Source organism: Pseudoalteromonas maris, from assembly GCF_049257235.1.
In the GTDB taxonomy this organism is placed as follows: domain Bacteria; phylum Pseudomonadota; class Gammaproteobacteria; order Enterobacterales; family Alteromonadaceae; genus Pseudoalteromonas.
This window is the reverse complement of record NZ_JBMMUF010000005.1, coordinates 123,060-146,548: the sequence shown is the minus strand read 5'-3', so window position 1 is coordinate 146,548 and position 23,489 is coordinate 123,060. Positions and strand designations below refer to the sequence as shown.

The 23,489-nt window shown below is 44.6% G+C and carries 22 protein-coding genes and 1 tRNA gene; 11 read left to right on the top strand and 12 right to left on the bottom strand.

What is annotated here, in order from left to right:
• Positions 1–7: 7 nt before the first annotated feature.
• Entirely contained in the window at positions 8–1,522 is a 1,515-nt protein-coding gene (pepA, locus tag AAEU32_RS09090) for a leucyl aminopeptidase (protein ID WP_421970214.1), read from the bottom strand.
• Positions 1,523–1,769: 247 nt separating this feature from the next.
• Between pepA and lptF the strand changes: the two genes are divergently transcribed.
• The gene (gene lptF, locus AAEU32_RS09085) at positions 1,770–2,882 is read left to right on the top strand and encodes an LPS export ABC transporter permease LptF (protein WP_421970213.1); all 1,113 of its coding nucleotides are present in this window, start codon (positions 1,770–1,772) and stop codon (positions 2,880–2,882) included.
• The gene (gene lptG / locus AAEU32_RS09080) at positions 2,879–3,946 is read left to right on the top strand and encodes an LPS export ABC transporter permease LptG (RefSeq protein WP_421970212.1); all 1,068 of its coding nucleotides are present in this window, start codon (positions 2,879–2,881) and stop codon (positions 3,944–3,946) included. Before lptF ends, lptG begins: the two co-directional genes overlap by 4 nt.
• Before the next feature lie 201 nt (positions 3,947–4,147).
• Here the strand turns inward: lptG and AAEU32_RS09075 are convergent, their stop codons facing one another.
• A complete protein-coding gene (locus AAEU32_RS09075; protein WP_421970211.1) occupies positions 4,148–4,651 on the bottom strand; it encodes an RDD family protein in 504 nt (167 codons plus the stop codon).
• A 311-nt stretch (positions 4,652–4,962) separates the two neighbouring features.
• On the opposite strand from AAEU32_RS09075, the gene AAEU32_RS09070 reads away from it, so the two are divergent.
• Both AAEU32_RS09070 and AAEU32_RS09065 read left to right on the top strand, forming a co-directional pair.
• Positions 4,963–5,047: transfer RNA gene (locus AAEU32_RS09070), tRNA-Leu, on the top strand.
• A gap of 439 nt (positions 5,048–5,486) precedes the next feature.
• Positions 5,487–7,022: an EAL domain-containing protein gene (locus AAEU32_RS09065; protein WP_421970210.1), complete on the top strand. Its 1,536-nt coding sequence runs from the start codon at positions 5,487–5,489 to the stop codon at positions 7,020–7,022.
• A gap of 5 nt (positions 7,023–7,027) precedes the next feature.
• Here the strand turns inward: AAEU32_RS09065 and AAEU32_RS09060 are convergent, their stop codons facing one another.
• Genes AAEU32_RS09060 through AAEU32_RS09045 form a run of 4 tightly spaced genes read right to left on the bottom strand, consistent with a single transcriptional unit; the run spans position 7,028 to position 10,180 of the window.
• Positions 7,028–8,953 carry an ATP-binding protein gene (locus AAEU32_RS09060; protein ID WP_421970209.1) on the bottom strand — a complete coding sequence of 642 codons (1,926 nt, stop codon included), beginning with the start codon at positions 8,951–8,953 and terminating at the stop codon, positions 7,028–7,030.
• On the bottom strand, positions 8,954–9,316 hold the full coding sequence (locus tag AAEU32_RS09055; protein ID WP_421970208.1) for an ATP-binding protein: 363 nt from the start codon (positions 9,314–9,316) through the stop codon (positions 8,954–8,956).
• Entirely contained in the window at positions 9,303–9,653 is a 351-nt protein-coding gene (locus AAEU32_RS09050) for a hypothetical protein (protein WP_421970207.1), read from the bottom strand. The genes AAEU32_RS09055 and AAEU32_RS09050 overlap by 14 nt, the downstream gene beginning before the upstream one ends.
• Complete coding sequence (locus tag AAEU32_RS09045) at positions 9,650–10,180, bottom strand: STAS domain-containing protein (RefSeq protein WP_421970206.1); 531 nt, start codon at positions 10,178–10,180, stop codon at positions 9,650–9,652. The genes AAEU32_RS09050 and AAEU32_RS09045 overlap by 4 nt, the downstream gene beginning before the upstream one ends.
• Positions 10,181–10,279: 99 nt before the next feature.
• On the opposite strand from AAEU32_RS09045, the gene AAEU32_RS09040 reads away from it, so the two are divergent.
• The 3 genes from AAEU32_RS09040 to rhlP all read left to right on the top strand — a co-directional run bounded on the left by AAEU32_RS09040 (position 10,280) and on the right by rhlP (position 13,360).
• On the top strand, positions 10,280–10,639 hold the full coding sequence (locus tag AAEU32_RS09040) for a response regulator (protein WP_421970205.1): 360 nt from the start codon (positions 10,280–10,282) through the stop codon (positions 10,637–10,639).
• A gap of 290 nt (positions 10,640–10,929) precedes the next feature.
• Positions 10,930–12,342 (top strand): sugar porter family MFS transporter, encoded by a 1,413-nt coding sequence (locus AAEU32_RS09035; protein ID WP_421970204.1) that lies wholly within the window; start codon positions 10,930–10,932, stop codon positions 12,340–12,342.
• 184 nt (positions 12,343–12,526) lie between these two features.
• Positions 12,527–13,360, top strand: a complete 834-nt coding sequence (gene rhlP, locus AAEU32_RS09030) for a rhombotarget lipoprotein (RefSeq protein WP_421970203.1) — start codon at positions 12,527–12,529, stop codon at positions 13,358–13,360.
• A gap of 129 nt (positions 13,361–13,489) precedes the next feature.
• Here rhlP and AAEU32_RS09025 read toward each other — a convergent pair whose 3' ends face one another.
• On the bottom strand, positions 13,490–14,470 hold the full coding sequence (locus AAEU32_RS09025; protein WP_421970202.1) for an NAD-dependent epimerase/dehydratase family protein: 981 nt from the start codon (positions 14,468–14,470) through the stop codon (positions 13,490–13,492).
• Between the two features lie 196 nt (positions 14,471–14,666).
• Between AAEU32_RS09025 and AAEU32_RS09020 the strand changes: the two genes are divergently transcribed.
• The 4 genes from AAEU32_RS09020 to AAEU32_RS09005 all read left to right on the top strand — a co-directional run bounded on the left by AAEU32_RS09020 (position 14,667) and on the right by AAEU32_RS09005 (position 19,122).
• Positions 14,667–15,674: an AraC family transcriptional regulator gene (locus AAEU32_RS09020; RefSeq protein WP_421970201.1), complete on the top strand. Its 1,008-nt coding sequence runs from the start codon at positions 14,667–14,669 to the stop codon at positions 15,672–15,674.
• A 197-nt stretch (positions 15,675–15,871) separates the two neighbouring features.
• Entirely contained in the window at positions 15,872–16,939 is a 1,068-nt protein-coding gene (locus AAEU32_RS09015; RefSeq protein ID WP_421970200.1) for an alcohol dehydrogenase catalytic domain-containing protein, read from the top strand.
• A gap of 95 nt (positions 16,940–17,034) precedes the next feature.
• The gene (locus tag AAEU32_RS09010; protein ID WP_421970199.1) at positions 17,035–17,541 is read left to right on the top strand and encodes a 2,4'-dihydroxyacetophenone dioxygenase family protein; all 507 of its coding nucleotides are present in this window, start codon (positions 17,035–17,037) and stop codon (positions 17,539–17,541) included.
• Positions 17,542–17,559: 18 nt separating this feature from the next.
• On the top strand, positions 17,560–19,122 hold the full coding sequence (locus AAEU32_RS09005) for an AMP-binding protein (RefSeq protein ID WP_421970198.1): 1,563 nt from the start codon (positions 17,560–17,562) through the stop codon (positions 19,120–19,122).
• Between the two features lie 392 nt (positions 19,123–19,514).
• Here the strand turns inward: AAEU32_RS09005 and AAEU32_RS09000 are convergent, their stop codons facing one another.
• The 5 genes from AAEU32_RS09000 to AAEU32_RS08980 form a co-directional block, all read right to left on the bottom strand.
• Positions 19,515–19,808, bottom strand: a complete 294-nt coding sequence (locus AAEU32_RS09000) for a HigA family addiction module antitoxin (protein ID WP_421970197.1) — start codon at positions 19,806–19,808, stop codon at positions 19,515–19,517.
• On the bottom strand, positions 19,808–20,086 hold the full coding sequence (locus tag AAEU32_RS08995; protein WP_421970196.1) for a type II toxin-antitoxin system RelE/ParE family toxin: 279 nt from the start codon (positions 20,084–20,086) through the stop codon (positions 19,808–19,810). Before AAEU32_RS08995 ends, AAEU32_RS09000 begins: the two co-directional genes overlap by 1 nt.
• 127 nt (positions 20,087–20,213) lie before the next feature.
• A complete protein-coding gene (locus AAEU32_RS08990) occupies positions 20,214–20,588 on the bottom strand; it encodes a molecular chaperone DnaJ (RefSeq protein ID WP_421970195.1) in 375 nt (124 codons plus the stop codon).
• A 666-nt stretch (positions 20,589–21,254) separates the two neighbouring features.
• Positions 21,255–22,562 (bottom strand): GGDEF domain-containing protein, encoded by a 1,308-nt coding sequence (locus AAEU32_RS08985; RefSeq protein ID WP_421970194.1) that lies wholly within the window; start codon positions 22,560–22,562, stop codon positions 21,255–21,257.
• 175 nt (positions 22,563–22,737) lie between these two features.
• Positions 22,738–23,481 (bottom strand): class II aldolase/adducin family protein, encoded by a 744-nt coding sequence (locus AAEU32_RS08980; RefSeq protein ID WP_421970193.1) that lies wholly within the window; start codon positions 23,479–23,481, stop codon positions 22,738–22,740.
• Positions 23,482–23,489: the final 8 nt, after the last annotated feature.

The window sequence follows — 23,489 nt, the reverse complement described above, 5'->3', positions numbered from 1 at the left end:
ATGAGTATTAGTCTTGAGGGCTTTCTGAAACGCCCGCACGATTAATTAAATATTGTGTCAACATAGGCACCGGACGACCGGTTGCGCCTTTGTTTTTACCACCACTGCGCCATGCAGTGCCTGCGATATCTAAGTGCGCCCAATGGTACTTTTTAGTGAACTTAGACAAGAAGCATGCCGCGGTAATAGTACCTGCTGCGCGACCACCTAGGTTGGTGAAATCGGCAAATGGACTTTCTAACTGCTCGTGATAATCATCCCATAACGGCAACTGCCATGCGCGGTCACCACTTTGCTCCGACGCTTTGAGTAAGTCATGCGCCAGTGGGTTGTGGTTTGAGAGCATACCTGTTGCATGTGCACCTAGGGCGATAATACACGCGCCTGTTAACGTGGCTACATCGATAACGGTGTCAGGGTCGAACGCTTCAACGTAGGTGAGTGCATCGCACAACACCAAACGACCTTCTGCGTCGGTATTGAGTACTTCAACTGTTTGTCCAGACATAGTCGTAAGAATGTCACCTGGACGATAAGCATTGCTGCCCGGCATGTTTTCACATCCAGCGAGTACACCGATTACGTTTAAAGGCAGGTTCATCTCTGCGATAGAGCGCATTGTACCAATAACACCTGCTGCTCCGCCCATGTCATATTTCATTTCATCCATGCCATCGCCTGGCTTGATTGAAATACCACCTGAGTCAAACGTGAGACCTTTACCCACTAGCACGATAGGCGCTGCGTTTTCTGCACCACCATTGTAGTGAATCACAGACATCACTGATTCATTAGCGCTGCCGCGACCAACAGCTAGGTATGAGTGCATACCCAACTCTTCCATCTCTTTTTCGCCAACTAAATTTACAGTGACTTTGTCGAATTCGGTTTCAAGCGCCTTTGCTTGTTCACCTAAGTAACGTGGGTTACAAATGTTAGGTGGCATGTTCGCGACGTCTTTACATAGCTTCGCACCAGAAGCGATGGCTAAACCATGCTCGATAGCGCTCTCGCCAATTGGCAGTTCGCGGCGCGTTGGTACGTTAAACACGATTTTGCGAAGCGGGCGACGTGGGTCACTCTTTTTACTCTTTAATTCGTTAAATGTGTACAAGCAATCTTGTGTTGTTTCAACAGCTTGGCGAACTTTCCAGTAGGTATCTCGGCTCTTAACGTGTTGCTCTGTTAAGAAGCATACCGCTTCCATCGCACCTGTTTCATTTAAGGTGTTGATGGTCTTAGAAATAATTTGTTTGTATTGTTTGTCGTCAAGCTCGCGCTCTTTACCACAGCCTACTAGCAGCACGCGCTCGCTTAGTACATTAGGGACGTGGTGAAGTAAAAGCGTTTGTCCTGGTTTACCTTCTAGATCACCGCGACGTAAGAGATTAGAAATATAGCCTTCACTGATTTGGTCCAACTGCTCACCAATAGGTGACAAACGGCGTGGTTCATATACCCCAACTACAATACAGGCGCTGCGCTGTTTCTCTGGACTACCACTTTTTACGCTAAATTCCATTGTGACTCCTAATTAGAGGAAATATCGGCCCTCACTGGGCACTGGCCGCAACTGGGCCGTTAAAGCACTTTAAATACACCAGTGAACTATTTACGCTTTTTTGACTCCACTAAACTAAAGTGTAGACAATTGCATACCTTAGGTATGATATTTAAAACGCTTGGCATATAATAAAGTGACTAAAATAACTAGTTTACTCAAATTTTCCCACTATGCCAGTGAAACACGACGTTTTTAGGGGCGGACATTGCTGATTTTTCGATACTTAACCGCTGAAGTTTTTAAGTCGCAGGTGGCTGTTTTTCTTACGCTCATGACGATATTTGTTAGTCAAAAATTCGTTGTGATACTAGGTGACGCCTCTGAGGGCAGTATTCCAGCAAAACTCGTACTTTCTGTAGTTGCGTTAAAGTTACCGCAACTGGCTTCACTCATCCTGCCGTTGAGTATCTTTTTAGGGATTATTCTCGCCTATAGCCGCGTGTACGCTGACAGTGAAATGACCGTGCTTAAGGCATGTGGGGTAAGTGAATGGTACGTGGTGCGTGTAACCTTGATTTCCAGCACGGCGTTGGCAGTACTCGCTGCATTAATGACCTTATATTTGGCACCATGGGCCAGTGAAAAAGAATACCAACTCAAAGAGCGTGCAGAAGCCGAGGCGGGGTTATCGGCGCTGCGAGCAGGGCGCTTCCAAGAAACAGGTAATGAAAAGGCGGTGGTGTTTATCCATAATATTGACGATGGTGGACGCTCTTTAAACCGTGTGTTTGTTGCACAACTGCAACGCGATAATGATTCACCAAAGTCACAAATCGTCTATGCCGATGTGGGTAAAGTGGAAGAGCGCGAAAATGGTGAGCAACAGCTTATTTTGAGTAAAGGTCAACGTGTTGAAGTCCGTGACAGTGGATTAGATATGCAGCGCACTGAATTTGATGCCTATCAAGTGCAAATTCGTGATCAGGAAATAGAGCATAAACGTCGTAAATTAGAAGCCGTACCGACTTCTGAGCTAATTAAGCAAGACTCAAACGAAGCGCGTTCACAATTACAGTGGCGCTTGGCTATTCCGCTTTCAATCCCCTTGTTAACACTCATTGCCGTACCTTTGAGTGTGGTTAATCCTCGCCAAGGTAAGTTTGCCAAATTGGTACCAGCGATTTCTTTGTACTTGGGCTATTTCATTTTGTTAAACGCAGCCAAATTTGCTCTTGAAGACGGCAAAATACCGGCTTCGGCAGGCCTATGGTGGGTGCATTTAAGTGCACTGTTTATTGGTGCTTTCTTGATTATCAAAGGACGTCCTATGGGCGCATGGCTTCGAGCCGTATTTAAACGCCGAGGAGCAGTCGCATGATGAAAACGCTCGATTGGTATCTTGGTCGCAGCATAATGCAAACCACGGGGTTTGCATTACTTGTGTTAGTGGGGATCAGTACCCTTATTAAGTTTATTGAGCAGCTTAAATCGGTTGGCCGTGGTAGCTATGATTTAATCGATGCCATGTTATACACCTTCTATAGTATGCCCGGTGATATCGTGGTGTTTTTCCCAATGGCGGCCCTGATTGGTGGATTAACAGGACTGGGAGCCTTGGCCTCGAACAGTGAGCTGGTGGTAATGCAGGCCGCTGGTATGTCGCGCTTGCAAGTGATTGGCTCAGTGATGAAAACCGCGATTGTAATGGCGCTGTTGATGATGGCCGTTGCTGAATGGGGCGTACCTCAAGCTGAACAAACCGCAAAGCAACTGCGTTCAAATGCCATTTTTGGTGGCGATGTATTCAGCGCTCAACAAGGGGTGTGGGCCAAAGATGGCGACGTATTTATAAACATTGAAGATGTTGACCAAAGTGGCCAACTTAATGGCATACGCATGTATCACTTTGATGAGCAGCTGCAGCTCGACCAAGTTACTTTTGCCGATAAAGGCTTTAACCAGCCAGGCGGCTGGATGCTACGTGATGTAAGAACACTCAACATCACTGAGCAGCAAATTTCAGAGCAAGAGCAAGCGCAATTCTTCTACCGCTCAGAGCTAACCGCTGAAAAGTTAGGAGTCGTGTCAGTTAAGCCAGAAACATTATCATTTGCGGGCTTGTGGTCGTATTTGCAGTATCTAAAGCAAAATGATCAAGACACGAGTACGTATGAACTCGCACTGTGGCGAAAAATCATGCAGCCAGTTGCGTTAGGTGTAATGCTGTTAGTGGCTTTGTCGTTCATCTTTGGTCCGCTGCGTACTGTGACCATGGGTGCACGCATAGTGATGGGGGTGATCACGGGTATTGTGTTCCATCTCACTGACCGGATATTTGGGCCAATCGTCTCTGTATATCAAATACCCGCATTTATTGGCGCGGTGCTGCCAAGTTTGCTGTTTATTATCTTCGCCAGTTATTTACTCAAGCGACGTAATTAATCGAGTCAACAGGCCCTGCAAAGGCATTACTTTTAAATGACAACATTGTGATTTAAAAGCGCGCAGCGCCCTGAGCGCTGCGTTGTTGTTAGTATGTTTAATACCAATTGAATGAAATAATTTACCCAGCGCTATTTTAGGTCTTTTTTCTCATTCAATTGGTATAACAAGCGGCTTATTTGCCGCTGTGTGAGGGGATGATTAGTCTAACGAGCGGTAGATTTTTTTGTTGTCTTCTTTTGATAGGGTCACAACGTGGCACCCAGATAAGCGGTCTTGCAGCGCGCGCTTATTTTTAAAATCTACCAATACCAACAGGTTTCCTAATCCGCATAATGACGCCAAACTGCGCCATGCAGCCTGCCAAAAATTAGGGAGTGAACCGTCTTTGCGGCGCACTTGCAAACGCCATGCGCGCATACCGATTGTTTGTCCGCTTTTGCTCCAGAAATAACCGAAAAAGCTAATGCTGACTAGCACTAAAAGTACATCGCGCATTACATACAAGGTGGTATTCGTTTGAATGAGCTCAGCCACGTCTTGAGCATCACCCATAGCAACCCAACCTAAAGATACTGCACCTTGAACAAGTAATAAAAAGAGCACTGTGGTGAGCATTGCGAAGGCAATGACGACAAGTCCGTCATAAATAAGAGACGCGAGGCGACGACCAAAGCCAGCAGGTACAGGGTTCGAAGACGACATAGTTATGTTTCTCTAGTTGCAAATCGGCGACAGTGTAACAAAGGGCAAAAATAAAGGCGATTTTTTCAATTTTAATGGGCCCGCACACGCTCTCTAAGCGGTGTGATAGAGCAAATATCAGCCTTAACTCTCTTTAAATGATACTATTTGCTCGAATAGTGGGCAGTTGACAGATTTATAACATAAAACGCTTGCCGCGCATTTCATTCTTTGTATAATGCTGGGCATAGAGATGAGGGCAAACAAAAAAAGCCTTTGCTCTGAAGTGGTTTTTCTTTATCTTCTCGCGTAGAAGGTCAAAGAAAAAAGATGCCAGTGTGATGGAATTGGTAGACATGACGGATTCAAAATCCGTTGCCTTCGGGCGTGGCGGTTCAAGTCCGCCCACTGGTACCACTTTTGATAACCCTAGCCGAATGGCTGGGGTTTTTTTATGCCTGCAATGTGGTGGTTGCAGACTTGAGCGCCACGCGGGCGTGCCACTGTTGCGGGTTTGGAGTCCGCCCACTGGTACCACTTTTGATAACCCTAGCCGAATGGCTAGGGTTTTTTTATGCCTGCAATGTGGTGGTTGCAGACTTGAGCGCCACGCGGGCGTGGCACTGTTGCGGGTTTGGAGTCCGCCCACTGGTACCACTTTTGATAACCCTAGCCGATTGGCTAGGGGTTTTTTATGCCTGAAATTTGGTGTTTTCGGAATTGAGTATTATCTAGAGGTTCCATTTCGTTACTTTTTCCCTTTAATTCAACTGTTAAGTCTTTGTAATTGTGCAGATAAAGCCTATGCTAACTTAGTGAGGATAAAAATTAACCAGCGTTAAGGTGGCTCCGTTGTATGGCAAAACACATGTTGAATATGATTGTTACGGGCAGTTTTGTTGTAAGCATTGTACTGGGCGTGTTGGTTCATGTTTCGCTTTCAAGCTGGCTTGAAGATAGCTATCAGGAACGGGTTATACAAACGGCAGAAATGGCCATTTCCAAATTCGATGATTTGGCAGATGATGTGCTGTCATCGTTGACAGAAATCGATAAGTTAAGTTTTGCCCATTGCGATGAGGCTGCGTTAGTAGAGATGCGTAAACACCTCTTTTTATCAGATAAGATAAAAGATTATGGCTTTGTCACTGGCTCGCAGCTTGTGTGTACTACAGGATTAGGTGTTATTAACCCTCCCTATGAGGTTTCAGAGCCTGATTACATTGATGGCAGTGGTATAAAAATTTGGTTAAATCAAGAGATTTTGCTGTTCGATAAGCAAAAAACGGCGGTTGTTATATCCAAAGGGCGGTTCAATGCTGTAGTACGTCACAGCGCTATTAAAGACATCATGCCGCAAACCTTGCAGTCGGAATTAATGTATGTCGACGGTGACACAAAGCTGAATATTGCGGGTAAGCCTCAGCTTTATTATGCCCTTAGTCAGGCATCAGCGAGTCGTTATTATCCTTACCAACACACTGTTTGCTCTGCACGATTCCCTTATTGTATGAGTGTTGCTGCGACCTCAGCGGACTTTATCAATAGTAACAGGAATACGCTGCACGCATTTGCTGTCATTGTAATTCTGATTTCACTGCTAAGCTTTGTGCTTGCTTATCAACTCATCACCCATTACAACTCTCCTACCTCACGGGTAGCGCGGGGGTTTAAGCACAACAACTTCTATTGTTTGTATCAGCCTATTGTCGAGTTAAAAACCAAGAGAGTGATAGGTTGCGAGGTGCTTGCGCGTTACCAAGATAATGAAGGTGATATTTATCCCGATACTTTTATACCTATAGTGAAGAAGTTGGGCCAAAGTTGGGAGTTTACCAAGCGTATTTTGGATATGGTGAAGCAAGAAACTGCACAGCTGCAGGTGAGTGAACCGTTCAAAATTAATGTAAACTTTTTTGCTAATGATATTTCATCTTCTGCTGCGTTGGAATTGTTGACCTACGCCCCTTTAGATAACCCCAAACTGCAGCTTTGTGTCGAAATTACTGAAGACGAACAACTTAATCATGGGAGCAGTGAAGAAGTACTAAAACAGTTTTCACAGCACGGTTATTTAATTGCAATTGATGACTTTGGTACGGGCTACTCAAATCTTGGTCAGCTTAAAAAGTTTCAGTGTAATACGTTAAAAATTGACCGCAGCTTCGTGAATGAAATGGAAGAGGGATCTGTACGTTCAACGTTAATCCCCCATATTATCGACATCGCCAATAAAATTGACGCGAAAGTCGTGGCGGAGGGGGTAGAAAACAACATGCAGCACCAAGCGCTTTTAGACGCAGGGGTGATGTACGGTCAAGGGTGGATGTACGGTAAACCAATGAGTATTGATAGGTTGCAAAACCTCATCACGAACAGCTCGCCACAGTAAGCTGATTATGAATTACCAGCTTGAGTGTGCCATGAGAAACAAAATTCTGAGCCTCTACCATGTTCATCTTCTATGGGCGCATAGGTCAGCTTTCCACCTAACTTATGCGTTACTAGGAGTTTGGCCATATATAGGCCAAGCCCTGTTCTTTCGCCGTGGTTTTTAGTGGTGAAGTAAGGCTCAAAAATTCTTGCCGCGACGTCTTTGTCTATGCCTCCAGCATTATCCTTGATGCAAATACACGATAGCGTTTGGTTTATTTCGATATAGGGATGTTCTACTTTGCTTCGTACTAGTGCCTCAATCGCGTTATCGAGTAAGTTGATTAAGATGTCATGGAAGTCGCTGTGAACGCCTATGAGATAACCCTCTTGAATATGTGTGACTAAGGTGATGTGGTGCTCATTAAGGCGGGCTTGAATATCAGTGATGGCACCTTGAATTAAGTCTTTTAGCTTTAACTTTTGTTGTGTGTTGTCTTTGCGTAAGAAATTTTTAAAGTCATCAATATTCTTACTCATAGCCTTAATCTTGAATAGGCTCTGCTGGGCGAATTCATCGAGGGTTGCATCAATGTCCTCACTGCCTTTTAAGCGGTATTTTATTGCCTGAATATTCATGGCTAAATCGTTCAGCGGCTGGCGCCATTGGTGAGCGATTGCTCCCACCATATCGCCCATAGCAGATATCTTCGCCTGCTCTGCAAGTACCGCATCTTTTTCTTTGCTGGTTTTGTATTGTTGAAACTCTTGCTCAGTCAAGCCACGCGCGCTGCGCTCTTTAAATTCCATGTATTCATACGAGGCAACATTAACGTTGATACCGATTGGTATGTTCAATACGTAAGAGTCTTGATCACAATAATGGCAAATAGCATTGCTGCCAAAGAGTTGCGCAATTTGTCTGTAAGCATGCTTAGCACACGTGAACGTAACTTTTAAATACTCTTGATGAACATACAGGGCAACGGTGTCGCAATGTTGGTGCAGTAGTTCTAGAATCGCAGTTTGAAGTTTAACAGCTAACGCGGTTGTAAATTTGAAGTAATGGGTAATGGCGGCCAGAGTCTGTCTTGTTTGTGTGCTATTTTGCAACGTGCATAGCAAGGCATCTTGCACTATTTCGGGGTGAATCTGCGTGGGCTGGGAGGCGTAATTATGCTCTGCACGCTTGCTTGATTCAGGCATTTTAGTGTTAACGCTGGTATCCCTAATGGCGCCTGCAAAGTCGTTTTCAGGTGGCTCTGTGTCGATTTTTTTTTGCTCTAAGCGCGAGTTGTGAATCCACGTTTTTTCAGGCGTTGTGGGCTGCGGAGCCTGTGTGCTTATCGCTGGGGAACGGCTTAATTTTACCAATATAGCAAGACTGAGTGAGTCGTCGGATTCAATACTGAGCTGTTCTATGATTGCAGTATTTAACGCTTTCAAGCTCTGTGAGTTGGTTACTTTCGATAATGTATGGCGAGTAAGGTTAGCTACGCCATCTGTGGTGATGAAAACAACATCATTTGACTGCAATTTTTGCGCATAACTGGAGATGTTCTCCGGTGGGTGCATACCCAATATGCCTTGCTGCAATGGTAAGGGGATTAATTTGCTTTGTCTTTGCATGTATAGCCTCAAATCACCTACACACACATACGTCAAGATTGGGTGGTCAGCGCTGAACAACCCCACAAATAAGGTTAAACCCACTTCGTTTAGGCAGGGTTGACTGGCTACTAATTCAAAGAGTTTATCAATGCCAAGTTGTCGGTTTTCGTGTGCTAGGGTTTGCAAAAAACGAGCTATTTCACCCACTTGCTCATTGCCATGCCCACCGACATCACCGACAACAACGAGTTGTCCGCCTTGGACTGCTTCAACAAGGTAAAAGTCACCGCAACTTGCGTCGCTAATATAAGGGGCGAGTTGTGCATCGTAGGAGATCATTTATAGCACCTTAGAGCAGGTGATAGTAGTGCCTGAGTTGGATGTGGCTAGGCTAAAATCATCACTCATACGCAACACTGAAGGTAATCCAAGTCCCAGAGAACCACCTGTACTTGCGCCCTCGGCGAAGGCTTCGAGTAATGGCATTGCAAATCCCGAGCTTTGGTCTTGTGATAGGATGATGACCGTATCTTGTGTGAAATTGAGTCTTAGCTCACCAGATTGAGCGTATTTGATCATATTGTAGATAAGCTCAGAGCAAATCGTCGCAACCTCACAGCATTGGATGTCACTAAGCTGTTGCTGCTTGATGAAGTAGGTGACTTGCTGAACTAAGTCAGTGGCTTCGCTATCTCGGGTCATTAGAAAATGCTTCGAGGGCATGATTCAGATCCAGCTCAGTTGTAAAATGAATATCGTCGACGTAGGTAAATATAATTGCCGCGCATAGTGGGTTGATGCCACATACAATCACGCATTTTCCGAGTAGCTCAAGGGCATTATTTATCTCTTCAATGGCTTTTATATCCGCACTTGTGAGCACATCGCACATGGCTAGGTTCAGCACAATATTATTGCTGCTGGCCACATGCACCGCATGGCAAAATCCATGACTGCAATTTTCAGCACTTAAGTCATCAATGACAACGTCAAATACGATGGCATTTTGCACAGATGAAAATGCACTTTGCAGTGTCACTTGTGCATCTCGACAAGGGCTAAACCCACATACCCATAGGCTTTCGCCATGGCATCTTTGAGCGTGTTTGTGGTGGTTAGCTCGTCTACATTCATGCCCAAATTAACTATGTTGTGAGCGATAATCGGGGATATTCCCGATATTATTGACCTACATCCCATCAATTTAGTGGCCTTGGCTATTTTTATAAGATGAGCGGCAACCGAGCTATCAACGATGTTCACCCCAGCGATATCAATGATCACCACTCGGGTTTCTTGGTTGCGTATATTGATGAGGATATCTTCCATCACTTTTTGTGCTTTGGCTGAATCCATAGAACCGACTAGCGGAACCATCAAAATGTCTTCAGCTATTTTCAAAAGCGGTAGGTCGAACTTAGCGGATTTGATTTGTTCTTGAAGGTCAACCAGTTGTTCTTGCTGGCGTTCGAGTTGCTCAGATTGCTCACCTATAGTGTCATTCTGTTCTTTGATAGTCTTATTTTGAGTTTGGTTTAGTGATGTTGTGGAAGGATTTTTCGCCATGGCTTTGCTTTTTATTTTATGTACTTAATTAAAAAGTTAGTTCAATTTTTAGCCTTTGCTAAACTTAAAGAGTAAGAATGTTAGGATGGAAGAACGGTCATGGAGCTCAGAGGTAAAAAGGTACTTGTTGTTGATGACTCAGAATCAACATTATTTATTTTAGGCTACTTGTTGGAGCAAGAAGGAGCGACTCCTGGCTATGCTGAAAATGGCTTCAAGGCTATTGAACAAGTGCAAAGTAACAATTACGACCTTATCCTTATGGATATTCAAATGCCTGAATGTGATGGCATAGAAGCAACCAAGCAAATCCGTTCAATGCAAGTGTGTATTCCTATTATCGCTGTGACCGCTGCGTCAGAGCATGAAGCTGAATCCTTCCCACAAATGGGCTTTAGTGCATTTTGTCAAAAGCCGGTAGATTTTGACGAACTCAAACAATTGTTAAGTAATCACTAATCGTTACTACTTCTTATCTGTAATTACCGTCACCTCGATACGCATTTATCACGCGCATTGAAAAATTTTTCGCGATGTTTTTAAGCCCATGCTCTTGAGTAGCCTCCCATAGAGTTATAAGTTGATGTATCTATTTTGGGTTCTTAAGTGATGACCAGCGCGTTATTGATTTTATGTGCGTATACCGCGAGGTATCGCGTATCTGCGCAGGCTCTAAAATAGCAACAATAACAGAGCGGGGTGCGGGTTTTACATGCGCCTACACAGTAAAATAATTAAGGGGCGTAATTGTGGAACAAATAGCAAAACAGTCACAGCAAAGCCAGTGGTATGCGTTTTTCATTAGCATCGCAGCGGCACTCGGTGGTTTCTTGTTTGGTTTTGATAGTGGCGTGATCAACGGCACCATAGATGGTTTAACGCAAGCCTTTGGCGCCGATGATATAGGTTCAGGGTTTAACGTTGCCAGCATGTTGATTGGTTGCGCGGTAGGAGCATTGCTGGCAGGGCGGCTCTCAGATTTACTCGGGCGTAAGCGTTTGCTGATGATTGCTGCGGTGCTGTTTATAGTCAGCGCGGTGGGCTCAGGTATAGCAAATAGCTCTTTTGAATTTGTTATCTATCGCCTTATTGGTGGTTTGGCAGTGGGTGGAGCATCCATTATCGCACCTGCCTATATTGCAGAGATTGCACCTGTGGCGATACGAGGGCGCTTGGCATCAATGCAACAAATCGCCATTATTTTGGGCCTATTCGGTGCGTTTATTAGCAACTATTTGATTGCACTTAATGCGGGTGGCTCTACCGCGGTGTGGTTAGCCGATATGCAAGCGTGGCGTTGGATGTTTTTGGTTGAAGTCGCACCCGCTTCCTTATTTTTTCTAGTGCTATTGTTTATACCCGAAAGCCCAAGGGTGCTGGTTGCTTTGGGGCGTAATCAGGATGCCCTCGCAGTGCTTGTAAAGCTGGTGGGTGAGCAAGAAGCTCAGGCAAAGCTTGACGCCATTGTGAACGACATCGCAAGCACTGCCACACATAAAGACCAACAAGGTAGCTGGCAAGAGCTATCAACGCCAACAATGCGCCCACTCATGGTTGCCGGTGTTGGCCTTGCGGCGCTGCAGCAGCTAGTTGGTATCAATGTTGTGTTCTACTATGGAGCAGTACTGTGGCAGGCGGTTGGGTTTACTGAAGCTGATGCGCTGTTAATTAATATTTTAAGCGGCGGTTTAAGCATCTTGGCGTGTGCCATCGCGATTGCCAAAATTGACTCTTTAGGACGTAAACCTTTGTTACTCATAGGCTCAGTAGGTATGTTTGTAGCCATGGCTGTGCTTGTTGTGGTGTTTGCTAACGCTGAGCAAAGTCCAAGTGGTGCGTTGGAGCTAGGTGATATGGGCATTTGGGCACTCATTGCAGCAAATGTGTATGTGTTTTTCTTTAATTTATCCTGGGGCCCTGTCATGTGGGTGATGCTCGGTGAAATGTTCCCTAATAAAGTGCGTGGTAAGGCGCTCTCTGTGAGTGGCTTAGTACAATGGTTTACGAACTTTATGGTCACTTTGAGCTTCCCGATATTGCTTGCGGGAATTGGCCTAACAATCACTTATGGCATTTATGCATTATTTGCATTTTTGTCGATATTCTTCGTGGTTCGATATATCAAAGAAACACGCGGCATAGAGCTTGAGCAAATGGGCTAATCAACATTCGCTAAGGTGTTCTGCTGTGTTGACAGTTATGCGCAGCGCCCGAGCACCTTGCTACGTGTCACCTGTGTACCTGTGTACTTGTGTTTTTAAAATATTTGAACCTCTAAATTATCTTTTAGTCCAAGCTAGTGTTAAGAATAAGGCTACAACCGCCTGTTAGATAAAAGGAATTCATATGTTAGTTCGTTTAACCTTAGTGCTCGCAAGCATGTTTATGCTTGCTTCGTGTAGCTCATTTATGAGCCAAAATGTTCAGCAAGCGACACAATCGAGTAGCCTCGTTAATTATTTATACCCAAACCCCGAAGACCGCGCACAGCACAGTGCTGAAATTCCGGTGCTTGCCTTGCCAGTAAACGTGGGCCTTGCTTTTGTGCCATCCGATAACTGGTCGGGTTCAGGGCTGCATAATCAACAAAAAATGGCTTTGCTTGATAAAGTAAAAGCGTCATTTTCCCAACACAAATACATCAATCGTATTGAAGTCATCCCTGACACTTACCTCAAAGGAGGCGAGGGGTTTAGCACGCTAGAGCAAGTTGCACGACTGTATGATGTGGACGTTATGGCGCTCGTTTCTTATGACCAAGTCAGTAAAACCTACGAGAATAAAGCCGCGTTTTTGTATTTGACTATCGTCGGCATGTATCTCATTGAGGGTAATGAAAACACAGTACAAACCTTTGTTGATACTGCCGTATTTGATGTTAAAAGTAGAAAAATGCTGTTTCGTGCGCCGGGGTTAAGTAAGCTCGAGGAAAGTACGACGGCAATCAATATAGCGCAAACCTTGTCACAGAAGTCACAGCAGGGATTTGAGTCAGCATTTTCTGATATGATCACGAATCTCGATGCTGAACTCGGTCAGTTTGAAAAGCGAGTTAAAGAAGAAAAAGTCGCCAAAGTAGTCTCTAGGAATGGCTCTGGTAGCTCCATAAGTGTTTCTTTATTATTGATTTTTGGGCTCTTGTTAGTGCTTCGTAAGCCAATAAAAAGCGGCTCACGCTAATCTATTTATGCAGGCACCATCGAGATCCATTTCTACATTTAAGAAGGAACTTATGTTGATGTTTTCAGGACGTGTAGGTGAATAAAAAACGCCACCCATGAGGGTGGCGGGAAAAAACGCTATGCTACTTTAGCGTTGTGCGAAGTCTTCTTTAATTTCCTGCATCGCCTGCTCCAAAGTGGTGCTTGGCTCATAGCCGAGCATTTCTTTGGCTTTGGCGTTACTAAAAATACTCTCAACCCCAGTCAGTCGATATGCCAAATTGGTCACAAGCGGTGGATTTTTTTGTCCTATCAGTTTGCCAATCCCCTCTAATACCGGCGCTAATACGCGCGCTACCCAATTAGGAATTGATTTCGCTTTAGGTAAATCAAGGGTTTGTGACAGAGCACTTAAATATTGCTGCCACGTTACGCCCGGATCATCGGCAATAACAAAAATCTCACCGGAGGGCAGAGTAGGTGACTCAGCAGCAAGTATCATTGCTTGTACGACGTGATTTACGTGTACAAGTCCTGCATCCCAGTTGCCATCACCCATCAGGGCTGGCTCTTGCTTGGACAGTTTGTCAACAAAGCGATTTACCCACACACTGCCAACGCCATACACATTGGCTGGACGAATTAAGGTGGCATGAAGGCCTTGTTCATGAACTGCTTTGAGTGTGACATCCTCTTGCAGTTGTTTTACGTATTCGTAGTTTGACGATGCGCTACCGCGTTCAGTGTTTTCATCTAAATGCCCGGTGCCCATCTTGCTGCCAAAGGCGGCAATGCTGGTAGTCACTACAAAGCGCGCGTTATTTTGCAGGCTCAACTCAATGGCTTGCTCGGTACCATGTACTGTGATGTCGACATGTTCTTGTTTACCGCCCCAATCACTGACGATTGCAGCAAGGTGAAAAAGCGTGTCAAACTCGCCAATTTCATCACTCAGCGCAGTCAAGGTTCTCACGTCACCTCGCACGACGCGAACTGTATCTCCCCATGTGTGAGGGACCTGCTCTGTTGGCAGCATCAACGCACAAACATTGATATCGCGCTCTAGAAGCTGTGCCACTAAATGCCGGCCGATAAAACCGCCTGCCCCAGTTATGAAAACATTTTGCATACATTCACCCATCTTTGTACACGCTCATGTGAGTGACTAACAGTGTAGCTGCAAACACTTTGAGCACATTATGATTAACAGGTTAATTACAAATTACGGTTCTTTCTTGACTTAATGAGACATTAGCATGGCATAATGCGACTTGTTAACTGAGTAATCTTTGTGCGCAACAGCGTCATTGTGAGGAAGGGGGGTTATGCAAGATTATTTGCGCATGGGGGCGCTAGACGGTTTTAGTGAGCTTATAGAGCAGCTAGGGGAAGAGCCCTTTTCATTAATGCAAAAGGTGAATATTTTACCGGGCCAAAGTAGCGATCCTGATCTAATGGTGCCTTATGCATCGGTAGGTAAGTTATTGGAACTCAGTTCACAACAGCTTAATGAGCCGTGTTTGGGAGCGCGGATCAGCCGAGTTCAGGGATTATCAACAATTGGTATTGTTGGCGCCTATATGGCGCAACAGCCGACGATTGAATCTGCACTTCAGTGTGGGCAAAAGTTTGCAGATATGCATGCCCAAGGAGCAGTGTTGTCCTTGACTAAGTATGATGATGAACTGAGTGAATTAATGTTGGATATTCGCGTTAACGACACTCAGCAGTACCCGCAATTAGTGCAAATGAGCTTGGGGCTGCTCAACTGTATGATAGGTGAGATGATTGGTGATAGATGGCATGCGCAGCGGATATGTTTGCGACAAAGTCTATCTGCAAGTGTGGTTGAGCGCTTAACCTCAATTTATGGCTGTGAGGTCAAAGCAAACAGTGCCCATGATAGCTTAATCTTCAGCCAAAAAAGCCTGTCGTTAGTGCCAAGGCAGCCCGAGAATTTACTCAATCACATCATTGAGAAGCAATTTAAGCAAGCTCGTGCTACGGATGTGGATCACAAGCGTCTTGTGCGTCATGCGATCAATGTGTTGCTGCCTACAGGAGACTGTAGCAAAGAAAATATTGCCGCGAGTTTAGGTATGCATCCTAAAAAGCTAGAACGGCTGTTGGCTGAAAGTGGCTCAACATATCGGCAATTGTTAGAACAAACCCGCAAAGAGATCGCAATGCACACATTATCGGGCAGAAATATGCCCATGATCACCTTGGCGCTAAATTTAGGCTATGCTGACTTTTCAGCGTTTAGCCGCAGTTTTAAACGTTGGACAGGTATGCCACCAAGCCAATATGTGAAACTACAGAATGAACAGTGAGTTGGGCTACGATTAAGTGATTGAAGAGGTGTAAGGGACGGTCAAATAGAAACAAGCGTGTCGCATTATGTCATCTCACTGTCTTGTATTGTCAAGCATGTGGGGTGCTTTTGTAACTAACCTGTTAATCTTGAATTCTATTCTTGACGATGCTGTGCAAACTGCACAGACATAAAGCCAATACTAAAGGAGCTTCTATGAGTCAGATGGCAGCGGTTGTCGTAAAAGATGGCCATATTGAAAATGTTCACATTGACATCCCCACACCGGCCCCTGGGCAAGTGTTAGTTAAAAGCTTAGCATGCGGCATTTGTGGCTCTGACTTACACATTGCCCGCCACGCAGATGAAGTGGCAGATATTTACGACAAGTTAGGCGTGATGTCCAAAGAAGCGATGGCCAGTGCACCTATGATGCTCGGCCATGAGTTTTGTGCCGAGGTCGTCAGCTATGGCGACAACACGCCACAGCGCTTTGCTCCTGGAACACGTGTTACTTGTGTGCCAATGCTAATGAGTATGGGGGGTGCAGGAGTTGGTGTGACGCCAGGCATCCATGGCGCTTATTCTGAATACTTTATCGTTGATGAGCAGTTGCTGTTAGCCGTTCCTGATAATCTGCCTTCAGTAGGGGCGGCAATCACCGAGCCAATGGCCGTAGGTATGCACGCAGTTAACCGTGCTGGTATCGATAAGGACTGTGTCGCCTTGGTGGCTGGTTGTGGCGCCATTGGGTTAGCGACGATCGCTGCGCTCAAGCATATGGGCGTAACCGAGATTGTGGCGTCAGATTTGCAGGCAAAGAACCGTGATATAGCGTTGCAATTTGGAGCGAGTCATAGCGTAGACGCTGCAATTGAAGACGAAGTGGCGTTGGCAGCGAAAATAGCTGACGGCCGCCGTGTTGTCATTTTTGAATGTATTGGTGTGCATCAACTCATTAACGGCTTTATCGAGCGCGCACCTGCGCACTCTACACTGGTGATCACCGGTATTCACACCGCCATGACGCAAGTCAATTTTGGCTTTGCTACAGTCAAGGAAATGGACATTAAGTTTTCTTATTACTACACCCCTGAGGAATTTGCTCAGTCTCTTGAATTACTGGCTGGGGGCGATGTGCCTTGGGAAAAGATGTGCACTGCAACTGTGGGCATGGACGGTGTATCTCACGCATTTGATACGTTACTTGGCAAACATGACCACATCAAAGTAGTGATCGAGCCTTGGCGTCCTGGGGCAATGGCCCCGTTTGAGAATAACTAAAATTATATGGGGCTTTAGCCCCGCACATTATTGTAAAGAATCGGCCATACGCATCACACAGGCATATGGCAATACAGCAAGTAGAGGAACACACTATGGCATTACCTGAAATGACGAATCACCTAGAGCATCTGCTATGTGTACACACAGACAAAGAAAAAATCATTAAAGATGTGCTACCGGGCGTTCATCTATATCCACTTATGTTAGATGTAGAGAATGGCGTTTGGGTGCTACGAGTACAATTTGAGCCGGGTGTTACGTTACCAAAACACTTCCACACAGGTATCGTTCACTTGTATACCATGAGTGGCTGTTGGCACTATGTAGAATACCCAGACGATAAGCAAGTTGCTGGAAGTTACTTATTTGAGCCAGGCGGTTCGATTCACACTTTCCACACTCCACAGAGTAATCAGGAACTGACTGACACCTTCATGGTTGTTCAAGGTGCTAACATTAACTTCGATGCTGATGGTAACTATGTCAACATCATGGATGCAGGTTGGATTGAGCAGGTGATGTTAGCGGCTGCGAAAGAGCAGGGGATTACACCGCGCTACATTAAGCCCAAATCAGTTTATGACTTTTCTGACAAGTAACATCTCTTGGGAGTTACTATGATTGAACAGCTAGAAAAATATCACAATATCGCCCAGTTCATAAATGAAGCAGCATCGCGTTATGCATCTGCCGACGCGTTTACGTGTTTGGGGCAAACCATGAGTTATGCCGATGTGAACGCGAACGCTGAGTGTTTAGCTGGGTATTTGCATCAACTTGGGCTAAAAGAAGGCGATCGTATTGCCATTCAATTGCCTAATTTGATTCAGTACCCGATTGTCGCATATGCCGCCCTGAAGTTGGGGTTGGTGTTAGTGAACACCAATCCACTTTACACAGAGCGGGAAATGCAGCATCAGTTTTCTGACTCTGGTGCCAAAGCGATTGTTATTCTCTCGGATCTGTATCCGAAATTGGCAAGCATCTTAGCAAATACACAAATTGAACATGTGATTTGTACGGGAGCGGCTGATTTACTTACGGGTACCACCGCGCCGCTAGACGCTGACTGTGTGTTATTTACCGATGCCCTTGCACAGGGTAAAGGCATGGCGTTCCCGCCATCTCAAGCCACACTGGATGATGTTGCTGCGTTGCAATATACCGGCGGAACAACAGGGGTATCTAAAGGGGCTCAGTTATCGCATCGCAACTTACTGGCGAATGCCTTACAAGCCAAGGATGCATTTGCGCCTAAGTTTAACGAGATGAGCGAAGTGTTCATTTGTCCGTTACCGCTGTATCACATTTATGCCTTCACCGTGAGCATTCTGATTTATGCAGGTTATGGTAATCACACAGTATTGATCCCCAATCCTCGTGATTTGGATGCCTTTGTCGCTGCGGTAAAACCGCATCAATTTACTGCGTTTGCAGGCATCAATACGCTATTTATGGGGCTGTGTGCGACACCTGCATTTACTGAATTAGATTTCTCTAAATTACATCTGACTATTTCAGGTGGTGCCGCTTTGACCACCACGGCTGCAAATGCGTGGATGAAAGTTACAGGATGCACAATCTCTGAAGGATATGGTTTATCTGAAACATCGCCCGTGGTCACCTTTAACCGCCCTGGTAAAGAGCAAATCGGTACGGTGGGGTTCCCTGTCCTTGATACCGATGTGCAGTTATGGGATGAGCATGATCAGCCAGTAGCTGATGGTGAAAGTGGACAGATTGTGGTCAAAGGGCCGCAAGTGATGCAAGGTTATTGGAACAGACCAAGTGAAACTGCGGCAGCTATTTCACCGAGCGGTTATTTTAAAACGGGTGATGTGGGGATCCGCTTAAGTGACGGTGCAATAAAAATTATCGACCGTCTTAAAGATATGATTATTGTCTCGGGCTTTAATGTCTACCCCAACGAAGTTGAGGAAGTGTTAGTAAGCCACCCTTCAGTATTCGAAGCGGCGGTTGTAGGTAAAGCAGATGAGCGTACAGGTGAAGCTGTACATGCGTTTGTGACACTCAAAGAGCAAACGGATGCTGAGCATATTCAAGCATTCTGTCGTGAGCACCTAACTAACTACAAAGTTCCTAAGCATATTCACATTCTCAGTGAATTGCCTAAATCAACAGTAGGCAAGATATTGCGCCGAGAATTGCGCGACGCATAATTCGCGCAACACAACCGACCAAACCACGAAGCCATAACCCGATGCACAGGGTTATGGCTTTTTTATAGCACTGAACGTAAATAGCTCATTGTGACAGCGGGCTAAATTTAAGAACACATATTTACGCTATTTAGCTTTTGGCGAGTGCCATTCAAAAATGAGAATCTGCGGCACGATGAGATTTTGCTTATAGAGTAACACCCATGCAGAACCTGACTATTAAAGTAAATGTACCACCTATAATCCACGCAATAACTTTAGATTTCATCGACACTCTCCTTGTGAACATAACGCCCGCCTAACACGCAATGTGTTGGCGTGGCTTTTTGCGTTGTGTGCCAAAACCATGACAACTTAACATTGTCGGAGTTTAGGCGCTTGTTATATGCCCATTACGCTGCGGCGAAATTTATAGGGTGCACTTTGGCTAAATTAACATTTTGTTTAGCTTGCCAAAGGTTGTAATTGTCCTGCATTGATAGCCAACTTTCCGGACTTCTACCCAAAGCCTTAGACAATCTTAATGCCATTTCAGGAGTAATAGAACTCTGCCCCTTAAGGACTCTGTTAAGAGTTGAGGCTGAGACATCCAATTGCTTTGCGACAAATCTACAGCTGTAACCAAAAGGTTCCATATATACATCGGAAATAAATTCACCCGGATGCGGTGGATTATGCATAGTCATTAGTGATAATCCTCGTAGTTTAATATGTAGGCGTTTCCATCATTGAATTCAAATGTCACTCGCCAATTGCCATTTACAGTTATTGACCAAATACCATCTCGGTTGCCTTTTAATTGATGCAATTTAAATCCAGGCAAATCGATATCTTCAATAACCGAAGCGGTATCTATAGCAGCTAATTGCATTCTCAAACGGCGTTCATGTTTAGCTTGAATCCCAGCTTTACTTCCGGTCTCGAAGAACTTTTTCAAGCCTTTATGTTTGAATGTTTTGATCATAAGTAAAGTGTAGCGCGTTGCGCAACAGGTGTCCACTGGGAAAATAACGCTCGCCTAAACGGCGAGCAACTTGTTGCGAGTCCAGCGGCCAAAAACCGTGATGTTTAAGGCGCTTGTTATGTAACACTTATCTCGAGCCTTTCATAATATTTTGATTTAATTGCTCAAATTCTTGCATCAGTTTGTCACAGTGTTCTTTTTTAGCTTGGCAAAGGGCAGACATTTGAATGTATATCTTTTGGTTTTTCTCAACAACTTTGCGCTTGATTGCGGCTGGGTGAGCTGGATGCGAATCAGGAGTGAATGACCACAAAACCAAGTTTGATTCCTCTTTATCCTCAATTATTGTCCAGCCGCCCTGGATGCTTAGATTTGTGCCCTCTTTATTTTTGAGTGCATTTAGCGCTAGCTCCACTGTTTTATATCCAATCAAGCTACTCTCAGAAGCGAAAGCGGAAAAAGCAATTGAAATGCTCAAGAACGCTAAAGGTATAATTTTCACTAAACTCTCCGTGTTACATAACATGTTTATAGCGAGCGAATCGCGCGTTTTTCTACTACGCTACCGCTCACTTTTCTGATTGATATATTTTTAACAGACTAGTTAACTTATTGCCAATATTATTAAAAATAGCTATTGCTCGTTTTTATCTTGCGACAAAAGCACGCGATTGGGTCGTTTTCCTGACTATGTGAGCGATTACGCTACAACTGTTTTAATATACAGTGTTTGCATATTTTCAAAGGAATGAAAATGAAAACTCGCTCGCCTTATTTAAATTACATCGCAGACTACATGTTGTTCGCCTCACTGGAGCAATAATGGCAAACAGTCTTTGTGTCTCAGTTGAATTTGAGATACACCCTATGCTGAGAACGGATTACCAGTCAAAATTACCGCCATCAAAGTCTTATTTTTTGGCCACTTTATCTATTTATGTGCGCTACAAACCACTCGCCCCATAACCGGCGACATAAGTAGCATACAAGTTCAATAATCGAGTACAACACCGACACTCAGCTCCGTAACGGCAGTTGATTAGTGTTTTATGAATCTCATTTTGAACGCCAATTTCATAAGGGATCTTAAATTGAGTGGCAATTTCTTATTTTCTCGAATTTTCGACTCTTTGAATCAATACAATATTAGCTGTCTGAGATTCTCAATTTAAGTGGCACTCGCCACTTTTACGCAGTTTCTACCTGCATTTTTAGCCTCATACAGCGCTTCATCTGCCTTTTGAAAAGTGTGCTCAAAATGTGTACTGTCAAACTCACTCACACCAAATGAGCAGGTGATGGTTGTGTGCTGGGATATAGACGCAGTTTCTATGCGCTTTCTGAGCGCTTGCGCCATGAGCAAGGCACCGTCTTTGTTAGTATGTGGGCATACTATGAGAAATTCTTCACCGCCCCAGCGTGCTACTTTATCCTCCTTTCGCACATGACTTTGTAGTAGCGCAGCTAATACTTTAAGTACGTCGTCGCCCTCGTTGTGACCAAAATTGTCATTGATACTTTTAAAATGATCCACATCTAAGAGAATAATTGCACAGGGCTGTTGTTTGAGGGTGTAAAGCACCATTTGTTGGTGAATAAAGTCTCGTACCCCTGCACGGTTTGCTATTTGGGTAAGCGGATCTGTTTGTGCCAGCGTCGCAAACTTTGATTTTTCTAACTCCAAGAAGCTATTGAGCTCTTTGAGTTGCTTCGACTCACTGAGCGCCTTGTTATAGGCCATACGTGTGTGGTGCACGTTTTTAATGACGTTGTAGCTGATCATAACAAGCCAAAACAACAGCAAGGAAAGGTATAACAGATCGGCCTTTATCCACTTGCCTTTGAGAATGATATTGCTAACGGCAAAGTCTATTTTGCGCTCAATTGTGCTGTCGCCGCTGACAATTTTAATGGCGATAACGTTATCAAGGCGTCTAACGCCATGTTCATTAGGATCGTTTTGAGCGTAGAACCACCACGAAGGTATAACGAAGTCATGTAATTGTAATACCGGTCGTTGTGTGCCCTCTTTTGGGAATAAAGCGTGCATATTGGCACGTTCTTGAGTTTCACCTTCAGCATTAATTAAATACACAAATAAGGTGTCTTTTTCAGATGCTTGGTAGTCAACATCAAACGATATGCTGTCGTAATGTGTAAGGTCTATTCCTTTATCGCGCTCAGCAATATCGATACGCACACCACAGTATGCAAAAGTGTAGGTGGTATTTTTGGTTTGACACTCAAAAGCCACAGCATCATTGATGATGTTAAACTTAGCCTGTGAAATGCCATCATTCGCTCTATCACTTTCGACTGCAATTGCTGCTTCTTTATCGGTGTCGATAGTGAGCGTTGTTTCCATTCCTACGTATTGCCAAATCACCAAGATGAATGACATTAATAGCAATAATGCATAGGCTAAGTCTTTGAAGTGTCCTAATTTGACCGGTGGATTATTTTTATTTGTTTGCATGGTTTCCATCGACATATTGACGCGCAAAAACTTAAGTCATTTTAATTAATAAAAATGCCCTACGTTTAACTTATGGGACTGTTTACAAAAATGCAACTTTTTGTTTTTAGTCGGTTCAATGATGCAGGAAACAATAAAAAGGCCATAGATCTCAATTGCCTTTAATTACAGCAAGTCAGCTATCGTAACCGGGATTACGAGCATCGAGTAGACGAAGTAATGCTGGCCAAGCTAAAGCGCCGCCGAGCCCTTTGGTAACGGCAGCGGTTTGCCCTTTGATACCATTGATGATCTGTTGAGGCACGTGGATTAACTGTGCAGGGTCCTGATTCGTGCGTGCTTGAACAGCGCAAGCGGATTCCAAGGCATACATGAACAAAAACGCATCGGCAACGGTTGTGCCAGTGGTAAGTAAGCCATGATTACGCAAGATCATAAAGTTGTTATCTCCTAAATCATTCACCAGGCGCACTTTTTCCTCGGGGTTAAGTGCAATCCCTTCATAATCGTGATAGCTCAAGCCGCTATGCACTACCACTGCCTGTTGTGAAATAGGCAATAAGCCATGTTTTGACGCGGATATGGCCACACCATTGGGCGTATGTGTGTGAATAATACAATGCGCATCTTCACGGGCTTGGTGAATGCAGCTATGAATCAAAAAGCCTGCTGGGTTAACAGGGTAGTCGCTGTCATGAAGCATGTTGCATTCTTGGTCCACGCGGATCAATGACGAGGCGGTTATCTCGTGAAACATCATGCCATAAGGGTTGATCAGAAATTGGTTTTCAGTGCCGGGAACGCGCATGGAAATATGGGTAAAAATTAAATCATCCCAGCCAAAGTGAGCAATAAGGCGGTAAGCCGCCGCAAGCTCAACACGCGCTTGCCATTCTTCGGGTGATACAGAGTTTTTCATTATTATTT